Here is a 15,182-nt window from a genome sequence, read left to right as displayed (position 1 = left end):
AGACTTCCTCCACACCTACAACCACCACCGCTGCCACACCGCACTCGACGGACACCCGCCCATCAGCCGTGTCAACAACCCTGCGGGTCAATACATCTAGCCCGCGGACGCGTACGGGCTGGCACGCGGACGCGACGGCGGCGGGCCGCTCCATCCCCGTTCGGTCCGAACTCCGCCTCCGCGCGGGCATGTCGGGCCCGGCAGGCGTCCGGTCGAGAGGTCCGCGTCCAGTCCCCGGGACCGGCACCGCCTCGGGAGGAGCACGTACGGGCAGCGCACCGAGCGGTGAGGCGCCCGCGCCCCCGGACCCGGGTCCGGCGAGGGCCTTGCGCAGCGCGACGAGATGACCTCCGGGGAGTGTCCGGCCCGGACGGTCCGGCGGGCGAGGCTCCGGGGGCACTCCGCTGCCCCGCCCGCCGGGCGTGGAGCCGCGTACCCTGCGGTACTTCGCGGCCGTGGCCGAGGAACTCCACTTCGGCCGGGCCGCCGCCCGACTGCACAGGAGCCAGCCTCCCCTCAGCCGGACGATCAAGGAGCTGGAGTCCGCCCTCGGCGCCTCCCTGACGTCTCGCGGGGGAGCCGGGAGCCCCGCGCGACGGCTCCCGTACGGCGCCGACGGGTACGCGACCGGTGGGAACGGCCGTGGGCCCCGGCCTCTTCGGACGGGCCCGAGGGGAGCCCGGCGGTGAGTGTCCTCCCCGGAGGGTCCGGGGCCAAGAGGCACCGCCATGATCGTCGGGACCCTGCCGGACCGTGGACGGCGGCCCCGTGCCGCCGGGGGCTCAGCCGTCCCGCGGCAAGGTGCGCAAGGGGCGGGAAGCGGCTTGCGCCGCGGGGCGCGTGAGGTGCAGTGCCGTGTGGAACTGACCGTCGCTCTCCCTGCCCCGGGGGTCGTCGCCGAGGGCGGACACCGAGGCGACGGCATCACGCTGTTCGTCGGCGTCGGTGAAGCGCCGCTGCGGATAGGTGCGGGTCGTGTCCTTCTCCGTGGTCATGCCCAACAGGGCCAGGCCGTCGGCGATGTGCTGGTAGGAGCCCGTCCGCAGGACGAAGGCGGCCACCCACGGCCGCTCCCGCCGGTCCTCCAGCAGTGGCCGGAAGGTGTGGGTGGAGAGGAAGCTCGCTCCGCCGGTCACGGTGATCAGCCGGGTGCCCCGGGTGGCCCGGTACAGGGCGGGGCTGGGCGGGGCGACCTCCAGGTTCTCGGCGAACCCGTCGTCGAGCAGGCCCACCGCGCGACCGTAGGCGACGGCCGGGGCGGAGATGTCGAGGCCGACGACGGGCACGGCGTCCGGGCGACGGCGCGCCGCGTAGTACGCGCGGTCCCACTCGATCAGCTCGGTGGTCGTCATCGCTGCCGCCTCCGGCGAGGCGTAGCGCTCGCGCAGCTCCTCCATCGTCACCCGGTGGTTGAGCAGGGCCGCGTTGATGCCGTACGAGCAGCAGATGTCCAGGACCGTGCCCGGCACCCCGCCGTCCGGACCGTCGGACTGTCCTACGGACGCCTCGGGAAGGCCGACAAGGGGCAGGAGGCCACGGAAGACGCTCTGGGCGTGATGGGGCGTCCGATACCCCAGCGCCCCCAACTCGCTGAAGTACGAACGGGGATCGGGCCGGTCGTAGATGTCGTCGAAGCGGGTCATCGGCATGGGCGGGTCCGATGCGTGTTGTTCCGGGCGGTCACCTGTGTCCTCCAGGGTCGGATGGGCCAGGCATAGCGCATCGCGCCGGAGGCGGGGAAGACCGCCCGGCGGCGTCCGTACGGCCTTCGGCCACGACCGGCCCCCCGCCCGCGCCGCCCGACCGGGGCGACCACCTGGCGCTTCCTGCCCACCAGCCGCCACCGCCCCTGCGCACGGGGTGAACCCGGCGCTTTCCCCAACGGGCCTGAATCGACCGGTTGCTTCATCGGCGCCCGCCCTGTCGCCCCTTCGGGGGAGCGGATCCTCCCTAACCGGATGAGCCATCCGACGGGCATGGCCCCGTGACGACTCCCCTGCGCGAGGACGCCGCCCGCGACGGGGAGCGGATCGTCACCGTGGCCCGTTCCCTCGTCGACCAGGGAACGGCGCTCCAGCTCAAACGACGTCGCCCGCCGCGTCGGCGTCGGGGTCCGCACCGTCTACCGGCACTTCGCCACCCCCGAAGCGCCGCTGGAGACCGTCGCGACCCCCTGTCCGGAAAACCTCCGTGCCCACGCGGAGCGGGCGCTCGACGACACCGACGCCCGGCGCGCCCTTGAGGGTCTCCTGTTCCGTACGGTCGAAGCGCAGGTGACCGACACCTCGCTGGCCCCGGTCACCGCCGCCACCGTGGACGCCCTGCCGCGCACCACCGAGCTCAAGGCGGGCCTCCACGAGGCGGGCACCGTTCTTCTCGAACGGGCGCGTGACGCCGGTGCGGTCCGCTCCGATGTGTCCGCCGCCGACCTCGTCCCGCTCATGTGCTTGCGTCGCCCACGCCGTCGCCGTCCACGGAGGCTCGACCGCCGAGCGCATCGACACCGCCCACCGCTATCTGGCCGCCCTGCTCGAAGGCCTGCGGACGCCACCGCACGGCCTGTGAATCCCGGCGCGCCGGACCCTGCGGCAGGGTGGCCCTCCCGGGCTCCGACAGGGACCGGGGGCGACGCCGGAGCGTTCGACGGGCCGGTCGGAGAAGGCCGGGGGCCACCGGGGACGTCCGCCCGCGAGCCCCGTACGGGTGAGATGGCGTCGGATCGCCACGTACGGATGCTTCGGCGGGGAAGGCTGGCCGGGTCAGCAGGCCGAACAATGAAGGACCGTCATGGCGGAAGAGCTGTACGCGACACTGAAGACGAACCAGGGGGACATCGTGATCCGGCTGCTGCCGAACCACGCCCCCAAGACCGTCAAGAACTTCGTCGAACTCTCCACGGGCGAGCGCCAGTGGATCGACCCGAACACCGGTCAGCCGAGCAACGAACCGCTGTACGACGGCACGGTCTTCCACCGGGTCATCGAGGGGTTCATGCTCCAGGGCGGCGACCCCCTGGGCAACGGCAGCGGCGGGCCCGGGTACAAGTTCGCGGACGAGTTCCACCCCGACCTGGCGTTCACCAAGCCCTACCTGCTGGCCATGGCCAACGCCGGACCGGGCACCAACGGGTCCCAGTTCTTCATCACCGTCGGACCGACCACCTGGCTCACCGGCAAGCACACCATCTTCGGCGAGGTCGCCGACGAGGCGAGCAAGAAGGTCGTCGACGCCATCGCGACGGCCGAGACCAACCCCCGCAACGACCGCCCGGTCAAGGATGTCGTCATCGAGAAGGTCGTGATCGAGACCCGCTGACCCCGGGCCTCGCCCCTCCGCCCTGAGGGGGATCCCCTCCGGGCGGACGCCTGGTCCGGGCGTCCTTGTCGGGCAGGGCAGCCACCCAGGCGGAAGAGGGCCCGGCTCTCCGGGGCTGGGCCCTCTTCCGCTCTAAGGTGAGTCGGGCGGCGGTCCGTCGGAGGCCGGAGGACCGGGATCAGGGACGGGTCGGCCGATCCGGGACGGCCAGTCGGGGCGGAAGCGCGCCACGAAGTCCGCGAAGTCGTGCCGGAGGCAGCGCGGATCGGACGGCTTGAGCCGGATCTGCTGACGGCTGTCGGCCCACCAGATCTCGAAGTCCGTGACCGTGCCCTCCGTCGGCCAGTCGTCGCCCTCGTGCGGAAGTATCAGGGCGTCGACGAAGCCTCCCGCGGCGAGACCGATGTCCACGAAGATCCCGATGTTGCCCGGGCGGGGAACCAGCACGACGGTGCCCTCGTACACCTGGCCGAAACGCAGTCCTCTCCGCGTCTCGTCCCACTCGGCATCTGTCACCACCGGCGCATCTTCGCACGTACGTCCGAGTCGCGGGTGGTGTACGTGACTGACGGCCCGGCAGCGGGCGGAACTCAGCCCGCTCGGACCCGGTCCAGTACCGCCGCACCCAGTTCCAGCATCTGCTCCGGCTCACTCACGCACTGCTGGAGATCGATGAGACAGCCGTCGGCCCCCGACTCCCGTACGCCGGTCAGTACCGCCGCGATGTCGTCCGCCGAAGCCCCCGGCGCGGGGTTGTGGCGGATCTCGCGCCGCAGCGCGTCAGGATCACGGCCCGCCTCCTCCGCGGCGCGGCGTGCCAGGTCCCACAGGCCCGCGAGCGCCGCGGGCGGCAGGGCGACCCCGACCCATCCGTCCGCGCGGCGGCCGATCCGGCTCATCGCCGCGGGGGAGAGACCGCCCAAGTAGACCGGCGGGCCCGGCTTCTGGGCCGGTCGGAGACCGACATGGGAACGGGGGATGGTCCAGTGCGCCCCCTCGTGCCCGAAGACCTCCTCGGCCCACATGGCGCCCAGGATGTCGAGGATCTCCTCCAGCCGCGCTCCGCGCCGGGAGAACTCGACGTTGAGGGCGGAGTATTCGTCCCGCATCCATCCGATGCCGAGCCCGACGTCCAGCCTGCCCGCGCTGAGGAGATCGAGCGAGGTGAGCGAGCGCCCCAGCAACAGGGGCGGATACCAAGGGGCGTTGAGGGTGCTGGTGCCGAGGCGCACCCGTGTGGTGGCCGACGCCGCGACCGTCAGCACCAGCAGGGGATCGAGGAAGGTCCTGAACCCCGGCGGATACGGATTCTCCGCCGTGTACCCCGGATAGACCTCGCTCGGCGCGACCGGTGTCAGGGCACGGTCCCCGACCCAGAGCGAGTCGAACCCCACGGCCTCGGCATCCCTGGCGAACCCGGCTATCGAGGCGGCCCGGGCATGACTTCCGTACTGTGGCAACGCGATTCCCATACGCATGTGTTCATCTTGCACGCGATCCGCGCCGGAGGTCCCCTCATCGGTCGAACGAGAGGCGGGCAACAGCCGCGGAGCGTCCTCGGAAGACGGGGACACGGCGCGGCGCACGTCACCGTCCGTTCGCGCCGAACCGGGCGAGGGCCTCCAGGGCCGCGTCCCGCATCGCGGGACTGCCCGTGTGCCCGGAGTCGTCGATCACGCGCAGCTCCGCGTCCGGCCATGCCGCGGCCAGCTCCCACGCGGTCTTCAACGGGGTGCCCAGATCGAGGCGGCCGTGGATCAGCACGGCCGGAATCCCGGCCAGCCGGTCCGCGTGGCGCAGCAGTTGCCCGTCATCGAGCCAGGCGTCGTTCGCGAAGTAGTGCGCGCAGAGGCGCGCGAACGCCATCAGGGCGTCGTCGGGCCTGTCGCTGTAGGACCCCGGGTGACCGAGTGCCTCATGGGCGATGACGGCGTCCTCCCAAGCACACCAGGCCCGCGCCGCCTTGACCCGCACGGACTCATCGGGGCTGTTCATCAGCCGGTCGTAGGCGGCCACGAGATCACCACCCCGGTCCGTCTCCGGAAGCGCGTCGCGGAAGGTCTCCCAGGGACCCGGCAGGAAGCGTCCGACGCCGCGGTAGAGCCAGTCGGTCTCCTCCGGCCGGGTCGTGGTGACACCGACGAGGACGACCTCCGAGACACGCTCGGGATGGCGCTCGGCGTAGGCGAGGATCAGCGTCGAGCCCCAGGAACCGCCGTACAGGAGCCAGCGCTCGACCCCCAGGTGCTCGCGCAGGCGCTCCATGTCGGCGATCAGATGGTCCGTGGTGTTGTGATCGAGACCGACGGACGGATCGGAGGCGTGCGGCAGGCTTTCACCACAACCACGCTGATCGAACAGGATGATCCGGAAGACCTCGGGATCGAACATCGCGCGGCTGCCGCGGCGCCCTCCGCTGCCGGGGCCGCCGTGCACGCACAGAGCCGCCTTCCCCTCGGGGTCGCCGCTGGTCTCCCAGTGGATCCGGTTTCCGTCGCCGACATCGAGGAGGCCGTGCGCGTACGGTTCGACGGGCGGGAACGGCTGTGCCACGGGGTCTCCTTCTGCGGGCGCGGAGAACAACCCCACGAGGCTAGTGGACACCCGGGGACGAGGCCATCCGCTTCCGTCCCCGTACGCGTGGCCCCGACGGTGACGCCCGCCGGGCCGCCGGGCGTCGTCGCCGTCAGCGCAGGGAGCGGATCGCCGGGCTCGTGGCGACCAGGCAGGCGCAGGCCAGGACCGCGCCGCCGCAGAGCAGGAACAGCGCCGTCGTACCGTACGGGAGCAGGAATCCGGCGAGCACATAGGAGAACGGGTCGAACGCCACCGTCGCGAGCACGACCAGGCTGAGCACACGGCCCAGCAGTCCCTCGGGTACGCGCTCCTGCAAGGTGGCCACGACGACCACCCCGAGAAACGCGGATCCGACGCCGATCAGCGAGACGACCGCCGTCGCGGCCACGACATGGGTGACGGCCGCGAGCCCGGCCATCCCCGCGCCGATCGCCGCGACCCCGCCGATCACCGCCCAGCCGCGCCGGGCGGGAGGCCGCCACCCGGCCACGAGCGAGCCGGCCAGTGAGCCGACGCCGAAACCGGAGAGCACGACGCCCAGGGCTCCCGCGCCGCCGAGGCGCTGATCGGCGAGCACCGCGCCACCCACCAGCACGGGACCCACGACCGCGATGTTGATCAGGGCGATGGCCGCCAGCAACCCCCGCACCGACGGGTCGTGCCAGGCGTACTTCAGGCCCGCTCCCAGAGCACGCGCGCTGCTGGGCCGCTCACCGTCCCCGGGGTCCGCACCGGCGCCCGCGCCACGCCGTGCCACCCGGATCAGGGTGCTGAGGGCCACGGCGGCCAGCGCGGCCAGCGCCGCGATCCCGCCCAGCGTCGCGGCGAAACCGACCGCTGCGACGCATCCGGCCGCCAACGCGGGACCGACCAGATCACCGCTCGACTCCGCGCCCTGCACCAAGCCGTTGACCCGGGCGAGCTTCTCGTCCGGCACGACGGCGGGCAGCAACGCCAGGGCCGCCGGGAAGTACGCGGCGTCGGCGACGCCGAGCAGCCCGCCGAGCAGCGCCACCGTCACCAGCGACGGCGAGCTGAGAGCGACCAGGGCGCCGAGGGCGAGCAGGACGGCGACCCGGAGCCACGCGGAGACGACCATGACGGGGGCGGGCCCGAGACGGTCGACCAGCACCCCCGCGGGAAGCAGCAGCAGCGCGCGCGGCAGCGCCACGGCCATGAGGACCAACCCGGTGCTCATCCCGGGTTCCGACAGTTCGAGCACGAAGAGCGTGAGCCATACGAGGAACAGCGCGTCGACCACGGCCGCCAGCCCCTGGCCCACGATCAGGCGCCGCAGGTGCGCATGGCCGTCCGATGTGTGGAGTACGGAACGGGCGGTCGGTTCCGTGGTCATCGCTGCCTCCCCTGAACGCCGAGCGGACCGGTCCCGCGCGCCGGTCCTGCCCGAGTGGTGAACACGGCCGGACACCCGGTGCGGCATCCGCGGGCGGACCCGCCGGGCTCGCCCGTACGCCGTCCCGCGAGCTGGGCACCCGTATCGTCCGCGCCGACGCGGTCGGGCCCGGTGACGCCGGACCGAACCCGGCTGTATCGCTCACTCATCGACAACATGAACACATCCGCTCGCGGATTTCGGTGGGACGCGCTGCTCGGGGCGGCGGAGACCGCGGGTGCGGGGGCTTCCGCACCAGGGTCCGGGCCGCGTACGTCAGGGAGCCGGGGTGACGGTCGACGAGCGCGGCACGGACCGTCACCGACGGCTGCCGGTGGATGCGGCATCGGGACCGCCGACGATTCCCCCGGCGGGGTTGTCACTACGCGATATGGGTGCCCCCGTCGACCGTCAGAGTGGTGCCGGTGATGTAGGACGCCGCGTCGGAGGCGAGGAAGACCAGAGCCGCCGCGAGTTCCTCGGGCCGCCCGATACGGCCCGTGAGCACCCGAGGCATCATCTCCTCAAGGTAGCCCTCGGCGTACCCACTGGTCATCGGCGAGGCGAAGAGACCCGGTGCGAGGGCGTTCACCCGGATGCCCCTGCCGGGAGTCCACTGCTGCGCCAGATCCCGGGTGAGGCCGAGGAGCCCGGCCTTCGACGCCGAGTAGGCGGCCTGCGGGAGACCGCCGGTGACCAGCGCGAGGACGCTGGAGACATTGACGATGGAACTGCCGGGCAGCATCACCGCGCCCGCGGCCTGGGCCATCCAGTAGGCGCCGTTGAGATTGATGTCGATGACCTCGCGGAACTGCCCGGGTGTCTCCTCCGCCGCGGGCCGCTCACCGCTGATCCCGGCGTTGTTGACCAGGACGTCCACCCGGCCGAACGCGCCCATGGCCGCGTCGACCAGCGCGTGGCAGTCCTCCGGCCGGGCGACGTCCGTACGCACGGAGACGGCCCGGCGTCCGAGCTTCGTGACGGCCGTGCGCACGGCCTCCAGCCTCTCGGCGCGCCGGGCCCCGAGCACGACGTCGGCGCCGGCCTCGGCCATCGCGGTGGCGAAGGCGACACCCAGCCCCGAGGAGGCGCCGGTGACCACGGCGACACGACCGTCGAGGCGGAAGCCGTCGAGGACGCTCATGGCTGCCCGACGAGCCGAACGGTGCCGCTGCCGCGCCGTCCTGCGGCCCTCACCGGTGGTCGGCGATGTAGTTCACGGCGTCGCCGACGGTCCGCAGCTCCGCGACCTGGTCGTCCGGGATCCTCACCTCGAACCTGTCCTCGATCACCACGGTGATCTCCACCATCGACAGGGAGTCGATGTCGAGATCGTCGGTGAAGGACTTCTCGGCGGTCACCTCGGTGGATTCGAAGCCGGTGACCTCTTCGACGATCGCGGCGAGGGCCTGAAGGATATCGGTGTTGTCCACTACGGGTTCCTCCTTCTGGGGGGTGGGTCCGGTGCGGGTCGGACACGGTGTGGTTCCCGCCCGTGTCCGCACCGGGTTCAGCGGGCCGGTGCGCCCGGTCGTGCCCGTCGGCGGGCGGGGCCCATCGGTGGTCGGGCGCTCGGGCGTCAGAGTCCGAGGCGGCGACGGTAGGTGTGGAGGGTGCGCAGGAAGCCGTCCATCTGCTCCTCGGTGTGGCCCGCGTGCGGGAACAGGCGCAGCAGCGCCTGGTTGCGGGTGACGGCCGGGTAGGAGAAGACGGGCACGAGGTAGCCGTCCTCGACGAACCACTCCCGCATCTGCAGGGCGGCGGCGTCGCTTCCGATCGGCACCGAGAGCATGTACGAATCGGTGGGTGTCGTCGGTGTACCGGCCGCGTGCATCTGCCGGCGGAAGCGGGCGGCATGGGCCAGATAGCCGTCGACGATCCCCGGGTCGTCGGCGAGGGCGCTGATCGTGCGCTCGGCGGTGTAGGCGGTCGGCGGCTGGATGGCCGCGGTGAACATCGAGGTCCCGGAGAGCAGTTCGAAGGCGTCGACGGCCGCCGCGGGCCCGGCGAGCGCGCCGCCCTCCAGACCGATGGCCTTCGACAGGGACACCATGACGAAGTCGGCCCGCTCCCGGATCGCGGCGGCCTCCCGGGCGTACGGACGGTTCTCCGGTCCGTAGACCATGAAGCCGTTCGCGTCGTCGATCATGCTGACGGCGCCGTGGCGCTCGCACGCGTCCAGGATCTCCACGATCGGGCCCATGGTGCCGTCGGCGGAGTAGATGCTCTCGGCGATCACCACGGTCTTGCGGGCGTGCACCCGGTTCAGGACGCGGGCCAGGTCGGAGACGTCGTTGTGCCGGAACGCATGGACGTTACGGCCGTAGGCGAGCCCTTCGAGGCCCTTCCAGATGCTCCAGTGGACGTCACGGTCCACGACGAAGACGGTGTCGTGGTTGCGCACCTCGATCCCGGCGTCGAAGTGCGCGGAACTGCTCATGGCGTGGACGAACCCGATGTTCGCCAGGAGGCCCGTGGCGAAGGTGATGGCCCGTTCCTTGCCGGTGTGGCGGGCGATCGTCTCCTCGAGCACCTGGTGCGGGCGGCAGATGCCCTGGGTCATCCGGGATCCGCTGGTGCTCAGGCCGTGGGCCAGCGCCCCCTCGGCGAAGTGCTGACGTACCGGGAGGTGGCGCTCCAGGTCGAGGAAGCTGATGCTGGCGAAGTTCACCAGTTCGCGGTCGCCGCGGACGATGGTGGGTCCTACGGGACCGTCCACCACCGGCGGGCGGTACGCCGTGTCGTGGGTGTTCGCCTCGACGAACGAGGCGAAGGCCCACGGGGCCAGACGGTCGGCTGATCGTGCGGGGGTGCGGGACGCGGTCATGGTGGGGTTCCTCCTCCATGAGGGGCGCGGAGCGGCAGGGGCTCCAGAGCTGCGGCGAGGTGGCCGAGTGAGGCCGTTCCGGTCAGTTCGTCCGACGCGATCCCGGTGAAGCCCCGCTGGTGGAGAAGCGCCAGCAGGCGAGGGACACCGACGAGGGTGACTCCGTGGTCGGAGAGGCAACGGTTCATGTCCACGGGGGCGGGGCTGTCGGGAGAGCCGGACGTCGGGCGGCCGGGTATGACGGTGGCCACGGCGGCGGCCAGCGCCCGTTCGGCGTCCGTCGCGGGCGGGCGGGCCGGGACCCGCGGCGAGTTCGCGCAGGTGGGGCGGGTCCGACCGGGCGGACGGCCCGATGCGGGGCCCTCGAAGGAGAGGACGTAGCGGCCCGGGGCCATGACACCGGGCACCTCGTCGAGGCTGTCCAGGACATGGTGGTGCAGGTCGCCGACGGTGACACCGGGGGCGACGCGGACATGTGCGACGAGCTGCCGCTCACCGCCCTTCCGCGCCCTGTCCTTCCCCTCCCCGGCTTTCCGCTCCGTGTCCGTCCTTTCCGCGTCCGTCCCTTCCCCTGCCGTCCCTTCCCCTGCCGTCACTTCGCCGTCCTTCCTTTCGAGGTCTTTCCCTTCAGGGCCCTTCCCTTCGGTGTCCCCGCCCGGCGTCACCGTCGCGTCGAGCACTCCGGGATGGCCGCGCAGCGCCTCCTCGACCCTGGCCAGGCACACCCATCCCCGCGGCGCCCGCCACCACCCGGCGGCGGGCGCCGCGAGCGAGCGGGCCGGAACCGGACGCTCGGCCCCTTCGGCGACGGAGCGCAGGAAGCCGCGGAGCCGGACCGGCAGGGCCGCGGTCTGCCCGGCGTCGAGCAGATGGTCCCCGACGGTGACATCGAGGGTGAGGACCCCGGCGTCGAGACCGAGGTCGACGTAGAGCGTGTCGCAGGGCGCGTCGGGCGTGCTGCGCATCCAGCCGGTGGACCCGTCCGGCGCGGTGTTCCGCGCGGGGACCAGGTAGTCACGGGGCCAGGAGTAGCAGTTGTACTCAAGGGTGGGGACGCTCACGGCGCCGCGGCGGCGATCCGCGCGCGCCTGCGCGGCGACCAGTTCCGCGGGGCGCCACTCGCCGTACCGGTAGGCGGCGGCGGAGGCGGCGGCCACCGAGGCGATCACCTCGCCGAACGCCGCGCCCGAGCGGAGATCGATCTGCACCGGAACCGTCAGGGCCCTGACGTCCACGCTGTTCCGCAGCGCGACCCGGGCCCGGTTGGACACCACCACCGACGCGAGGAACCGGTGTTCACCCGTGCGGGCGGCGATGTCGTGGGCGAGCGCCGCGAGCATCACGACCTCCCGGCTGGCCCGATGGCGACGGGCGACACGGTCGAGGTCGTCGTACGCGCCCACCGAGCGGTACTGGAGGCGATGGCGCCCGGCGCCGCCCTCGGTCCCGCCGAAGGGGGCCAGTACGCCGGTCGGGTTGCCCGCGAGGCGCGTCAGCCACTCGTGCTCCGACGCGCGGGCACGTTCCGGGGACTGGGCGGCGACGGCGTCGAGCGGGTGCGTGGACGTCCCCGCAGGTCCGCTGTCGCCGCGCAGCAGACCGTGCAGTCGGTCGAGCAGTACGGCCAGCCCCCAGCCGTCGATCACCACGTGGTGGACGGCCACCAGGACCGCACGCGGCTTCCCCGCCTCAAGCACCACCCGGGCGAGCCAGGGAGGATTCCGCTCGGGATCGATCGGGCAGCGAGCCAGCGCCGCGGTGGCGGCCTCCAGCGTGGCGGCGTCGGCCGTCGGGACCTCGATCTGGTCGACCGGCAGCGGGGACCAGTCCGCGCGGTGGACGTGCTGGAGGGTACGGAGCGGGTCCACGGTCGTCCGCAGCGCCTCGTGACGGGCGGTGAGGACCGCGAGCGCCCGGTGGACATCGGCGACGGTCGCCGGGGGAGGGACATGGCAGTGGTCGGCGAGCGGTGTCGGGTTCACCCGCCGGGGCGAGGGAATGCCGCGCTCGAACCAGTGCCACTGCTGGATCCAGGTCAGGGGCCCGCCGCGGACGACGGTGGCGGGGCTCGGGGTCGTTCCCGGAAGGTGGTTCATCGCCGGGACCTCATACCGCTCGGACCACGAGAGCGGCATTGTGGCCGCCGAAACCGAACGAGTTGCTGAGCGCGGTCCGCAGGCCCGCGTGGTGCTGCGTCCGGTGCGGCACGAAGTTGATGTCCGGGGCGATCGGCTCGTCACAGTTGATGGTCGGCGGAACGTCACCCGTGCGGAGGGCCAGGATCGAGGCCACCAGTTCGACCGCTCCGGCGGCGCCGATCATGTGCCCGGTCATCGACTTGGTGGAGCTGACGGGGATACGGGTGACCCGGTCACCCAGCACCCTGCGCAGGACGGCCGTCTCGACGGTGTCGTTCAGGAGCGTCCCGGTGCCGTGGGCGTTCACATAGTCCACGTCCGCCCCCGTGATCCCGGCGTCGCGCAGCGCCGCCTCGACCGCGAGGCACGCGCCACGACCCTCCGGATGCGGGGCGGTCCAGTGATGTGCGTCGGAACTCGCCCCGTAGCCCGCGAGCTCGGCCAGGGCCGTCGCCCCCCGCCTCTCGGCCACCTCGGCGGCCTCCAGGACCAGCACGGCGGCCCCCTCGCTCATCACGAACCCGTCGCGGTGCGCGTCGAACGGCCGGCACGCCCCGGCAGGATCGTCGTTGCGCCGGGACAGCGCACGGGCGTTGCCGCTGCCCGCGAGGTCGACGGTGGTGACACAGGCGTCGGCGCCGCCCACCAGGACGATGTCGGCCTCCCCGTTGCCGATCATGCGCATCCCCGCGCCCACCGCGTCCGCGCCGCTCGCGCACGCCGTGCTCTGGGCCCGGCTGGGGCCCTGGACGCCGAGGCGCATACTGATCTCGCAGGCGGCGCTGTCCATGGCCGTGGTGACCTGGGTGAAGGGGCTGATGGACCGTGGCCCCTTGTCGCGGAGCGTGTTCGCGGCGCGGTAGATCGACCCCACCGGGCCGTATCCACTGCCGATGATCACCGCGACCCTCGGGGCCAGCCGGGCGTCGACGACGAGGCGGGCGTGCTCGCAGGCCTCCAGCGCCGCCGCCAGGGCGAACCGCGCGTACGGGTCGGCGCGGCGACTGACCGCGGGCGGCATGTGGTCGCCCGGTACGAAGCCGCGGACCTGTCCGCCGATCCGGACACCGAGGCCGGTCACGTCCATCCCTTCCACGGTGTCGATGCCGCTGCGTCCGGCCAGCATCGCCGCCCAGGTCTCGCCCGCACTGTGACCGAGCGGCGTCACCGCCCCGTACCCGGTGACCATCACCCGGCGCCGCGTCCGGGCGCGTCCGGCACCGTCTCCCCCGCTCGCGTCCGTCATTGCGGGACCACCACGGCGTCACGGAGGGCGGGGAGGATGTCGTCGGGGGCGACGGGCACCATGAGCACCGCTGTGCCTCCCCGGGAGCAGAACCGCCGCGCGGCGACGACCTCCTCGGTGAGCGTGGCCTTGTCGCGCAGCACACGGCAGTGGATGTCCGGGCCGTCCACCACGGGCGGCGGCGCCCCCGGACGGGCGAAGGGGTAGCGGTCGGCGTCGAGACCGAGGCGGGCGCGCTGGGCGTCCAGCCAGCCGTAGCCGCCGTTGCACAGCACCACGTACAGCACACCGCCGTGGGCCGTGGCGGTGACGGCGATGTCCGCGCGCGCGGAGAGGAACGCGCCGTCCCCGATGAACGCGGTGACCTCGTGGTCCGGGGCGGCCCGCTTGACCCCGATGGCCGCCGCCGCCCCGAAGCCCAGGGGGGTCTGCTCCGACGGCACGATCGACCCGCCGCCGACGTGGAAGGGGAAACCGTACGACCACATGTCCTGCAGCCCGTTCTCCTGGACCAGCACACCGGGCTCGGCGGCGGTGGCGTCGAGCGCGGCCAGCAGCTCCGCGATACGGATGCCCGGCAGTGCCGCCGCACGGGCCAGCTCCGCCTCCGCCTGGAGCGACATGGCCTCGCGGGCGGCGGCGATCCTGTCCGCCCACACCTCCGGCGCGTCCCCGTGTCCGGCCCTGCCGTCCTCGTCCAGCGCCTGCGACCAGCCGAGCACGGCGTGCCGGGCGTCTCCGAGCACCCGCGGGCCGGAGAACTCCGAGGACAGCCCGCCCGCGTCCACGTTGACCTGCACCACCGTGACCGAGGGCCATGGCGCGCCGCCCTCGACGACCGTCTCCTCCAGCCGTCCGGCGAGCGAGACCACCAGATCACAGGACGACAGCAGTTCGCGGGCGGGAGCCGAGGCGTAGAGGCCCGCCACGCCGCAGAACAGCGGATGGCGCTCGTCGACGGCACCCCGCCCGGACGCGGTGGTGAAGAGCGCCGCGCCCAGCCGCTCGGCGAAGCGCTCGACCGCGCCCCCGCCGTTGCGGTGCCGCATCCCGCCGCCCACCAGCACCACCGGCCGCAGGCTCGCGCGGATCGCCGCCAGCGCGGGTCCCCGGCGCACGGGCGCGGACTCGACAGACAGCGTCTCGGGGGGAGTCGGCCGGGGGCCCGTGACGAGCACCTCCGCCGTACGGACGTCGTCGGGCACCTCCAGATACACGGGTCCCGACGGCGGCCCGACGGCTCGGGTCAGCGCCGTCACCGTCGCGGGGACGACCCGGTCCGGGTGCCCCACCCGGTACGCCCACCGCACGAGGGGCGCCGTGACGGCGACCTGGTCGAGCTCCTGGAACCCGCCGCTGCCCCGCCGCCGCTCGGGCGCGCCGGCGGCGAGCACGAGGACGGGCGCGCCGGACTCCCGCGCCTCCAGCAGCCCCGTGGCCGCGTGGGTGACGGCCGGGCCCTTGCCCAGGAGGCATACGGCGAGCCGCCCCGACTGCAGTGCGTAGCCGGTCGCCATGTACATCGCGTTCCGCTGGTCACGGCAGGGCACGAGGTCCAGCCCGGCGCCGTCGAGGGCGCGCAGCAGCTCCAGATCGTCGCCCGGCAGCCCGAAGCAGGTGTCCACCCCGTTCGCCACCAGCAGGTCGACGACGGCGCACCACGCGTCGGGGTACCGCTTGGTCATC

13 protein-coding genes and 3 pseudogenes are annotated in these 15,182 nt (G+C 73.0%); 5 read left to right on the top strand and 11 right to left on the bottom strand.

The features are described 5' to 3' along the window. A pseudogene (locus ACIO92_RS32000) lies at positions 1-100 on the top strand (IS481 family transposase); the annotation flags it as partial. Between the two features lie 322 nt (positions 101-422). Next, positions 423-584: pseudogene (locus ACIO92_RS31995) on the top strand (LysR family transcriptional regulator); the annotation flags it as partial. A 198-nt stretch (positions 585-782) separates the two neighbouring features. Here ACIO92_RS31995 and ACIO92_RS31990 read toward each other — a convergent pair. Next, positions 783-1,649 (bottom strand): hypothetical protein, encoded by an 867-nt coding sequence (locus ACIO92_RS31990; protein ID WP_366445797.1) that lies wholly within the window; start codon positions 1,647-1,649, stop codon positions 783-785. 624 nt (positions 1,650-2,273) lie between these two features. Between ACIO92_RS31990 and ACIO92_RS31985 the strand changes: the two are divergent. The 3 genes and pseudogenes from ACIO92_RS31985 to ACIO92_RS31975 form a co-directional block, all read left to right on the top strand. Next, positions 2,274-2,387, top strand: a pseudogene (locus ACIO92_RS31985) (TetR/AcrR family transcriptional regulator); the annotation flags it as partial. A gap of 25 nt (positions 2,388-2,412) precedes the next feature. Continuing rightward, positions 2,413-2,565 carry a hypothetical protein gene (locus ACIO92_RS31980; protein WP_366445796.1) on the top strand — a complete coding sequence of 51 codons (153 nt, stop codon included), beginning with the start codon at positions 2,413-2,415 and terminating at the stop codon, positions 2,563-2,565. A gap of 222 nt (positions 2,566-2,787) precedes the next feature. Then, a complete protein-coding gene (locus tag ACIO92_RS31975) occupies positions 2,788-3,315 on the top strand; it encodes a peptidylprolyl isomerase (protein ID WP_366445795.1) in 528 nt (175 codons plus the stop codon). Between the two features lie 132 nt (positions 3,316-3,447). On the opposite strand, the gene ACIO92_RS31970 is transcribed toward ACIO92_RS31975, so the two are convergent. The 10 genes from ACIO92_RS31970 to ACIO92_RS31925 form a co-directional block, all read right to left on the bottom strand. Then, positions 3,448-3,834, bottom strand: a complete 387-nt coding sequence (locus tag ACIO92_RS31970; RefSeq protein ID WP_402596815.1) for a hypothetical protein — start codon at positions 3,832-3,834, stop codon at positions 3,448-3,450. A 71-nt stretch (positions 3,835-3,905) separates the two neighbouring features. Then, the gene (locus tag ACIO92_RS31965; RefSeq protein ID WP_402061071.1) at positions 3,906-4,793 is read right to left on the bottom strand and encodes a TIGR03619 family F420-dependent LLM class oxidoreductase; all 888 of its coding nucleotides are present in this window, start codon (positions 4,791-4,793) and stop codon (positions 3,906-3,908) included. Between the two features lie 109 nt (positions 4,794-4,902). Continuing rightward, the gene (gene pip / locus ACIO92_RS31960; RefSeq protein ID WP_366445793.1) at positions 4,903-5,868 is read right to left on the bottom strand and encodes a prolyl aminopeptidase; all 966 of its coding nucleotides are present in this window, start codon (positions 5,866-5,868) and stop codon (positions 4,903-4,905) included. A gap of 133 nt (positions 5,869-6,001) precedes the next feature. Beyond that, positions 6,002-7,246: an MFS transporter gene (locus ACIO92_RS31955; protein ID WP_366445791.1), complete on the bottom strand. Its 1,245-nt coding sequence runs from the start codon at positions 7,244-7,246 to the stop codon at positions 6,002-6,004. A 421-nt stretch (positions 7,247-7,667) separates the two neighbouring features. After that, positions 7,668-8,429, bottom strand: a complete 762-nt coding sequence (locus ACIO92_RS31950; RefSeq protein WP_401242868.1) for an SDR family NAD(P)-dependent oxidoreductase — start codon at positions 8,427-8,429, stop codon at positions 7,668-7,670. A 49-nt stretch (positions 8,430-8,478) separates the two neighbouring features. Further along, positions 8,479-8,718: an acyl carrier protein gene (locus tag ACIO92_RS31945; RefSeq protein WP_366445789.1), complete on the bottom strand. Its 240-nt coding sequence runs from the start codon at positions 8,716-8,718 to the stop codon at positions 8,479-8,481. A 146-nt stretch (positions 8,719-8,864) separates the two neighbouring features. Continuing rightward, on the bottom strand, positions 8,865-10,112 hold the full coding sequence (locus ACIO92_RS31940; RefSeq protein WP_366445788.1) for an aminotransferase class I/II-fold pyridoxal phosphate-dependent enzyme: 1,248 nt from the start codon (positions 10,110-10,112) through the stop codon (positions 8,865-8,867). Next, the gene (locus ACIO92_RS31935) at positions 10,109-12,208 is read right to left on the bottom strand and encodes a condensation domain-containing protein (protein WP_402061069.1); all 2,100 of its coding nucleotides are present in this window, start codon (positions 12,206-12,208) and stop codon (positions 10,109-10,111) included. The genes ACIO92_RS31940 and ACIO92_RS31935 overlap by 4 nt, the downstream gene beginning before the upstream one ends. A 10-nt stretch (positions 12,209-12,218) precedes the next feature. Beyond that, positions 12,219-13,496 carry a beta-ketoacyl-ACP synthase II gene (locus tag ACIO92_RS31930; RefSeq protein WP_366445785.1) on the bottom strand — a complete coding sequence of 426 codons (1,278 nt, stop codon included), beginning with the start codon at positions 13,494-13,496 and terminating at the stop codon, positions 12,219-12,221. Further along, positions 13,493-15,181 (bottom strand): thiamine pyrophosphate-binding protein, encoded by a 1,689-nt coding sequence (locus tag ACIO92_RS31925; protein ID WP_366445805.1) that lies wholly within the window; start codon positions 15,179-15,181, stop codon positions 13,493-13,495. The genes ACIO92_RS31930 and ACIO92_RS31925 overlap by 4 nt, the downstream gene beginning before the upstream one ends. Between the last annotated feature and the right edge of the window lies 1 nt (position 15,182).

Origin of the sequence: Streptomyces sp. NPDC087215, from assembly GCF_044744885.1 — a bacterium.
Taxonomy (GTDB): domain Bacteria; phylum Actinomycetota; class Actinomycetes; order Streptomycetales; family Streptomycetaceae; genus Streptomyces.
The sequence above is the reverse complement of the archived record's forward strand: the minus strand, read 5'-3'. Positions and strand labels throughout refer to the sequence as shown.

Excerpts from the sequence above, each read along its gene's own strand:
- ACIO92_RS31935 (WP_402061069.1), bottom strand. The coding sequence starts at position 12,208 with ATGAACCACCTTCCGGGAACGACCCCGAGCCCCGCCACCGTCGTCCGC.
- ACIO92_RS31965 (WP_402061071.1), bottom strand. The coding sequence starts at position 4,793 with ATGCGTATGGGAATCGCGTTGCCACAGTACGGAAGTCATGCCCGGGCC.
- ACIO92_RS31980 (WP_366445796.1), top strand. The coding sequence starts at position 2,413 with ATGTGTCCGCCGCCGACCTCGTCCCGCTCATGTGCTTGCGTCGCCCAC.
- ACIO92_RS31930 (WP_366445785.1), bottom strand. The coding sequence starts at position 13,496 with ATGACGGACGCGAGCGGGGGAGACGGTGCCGGACGCGCCCGGACGCGG.
- ACIO92_RS31990 (WP_366445797.1), bottom strand. The coding sequence starts at position 1,649 with ATGCCGATGACCCGCTTCGACGACATCTACGACCGGCCCGATCCCCGT.
- ACIO92_RS31940 (WP_366445788.1), bottom strand. The coding sequence starts at position 10,112 with ATGACCGCGTCCCGCACCCCCGCACGATCAGCCGACCGTCTGGCCCCG.
- ACIO92_RS31950 (WP_401242868.1), bottom strand. The coding sequence starts at position 8,429 with ATGAGCGTCCTCGACGGCTTCCGCCTCGACGGTCGTGTCGCCGTGGTC.
- ACIO92_RS31925 (WP_366445805.1), bottom strand. The coding sequence starts at position 15,181 with ATGACCAAGCGGTACCCCGACGCGTGGTGCGCCGTCGTCGACCTGCTG.
- ACIO92_RS31975 (WP_366445795.1), top strand. The coding sequence starts at position 2,788 with ATGGCGGAAGAGCTGTACGCGACACTGAAGACGAACCAGGGGGACATC.
- ACIO92_RS31955 (WP_366445791.1), bottom strand. The coding sequence starts at position 7,246 with ATGACCACGGAACCGACCGCCCGTTCCGTACTCCACACATCGGACGGC.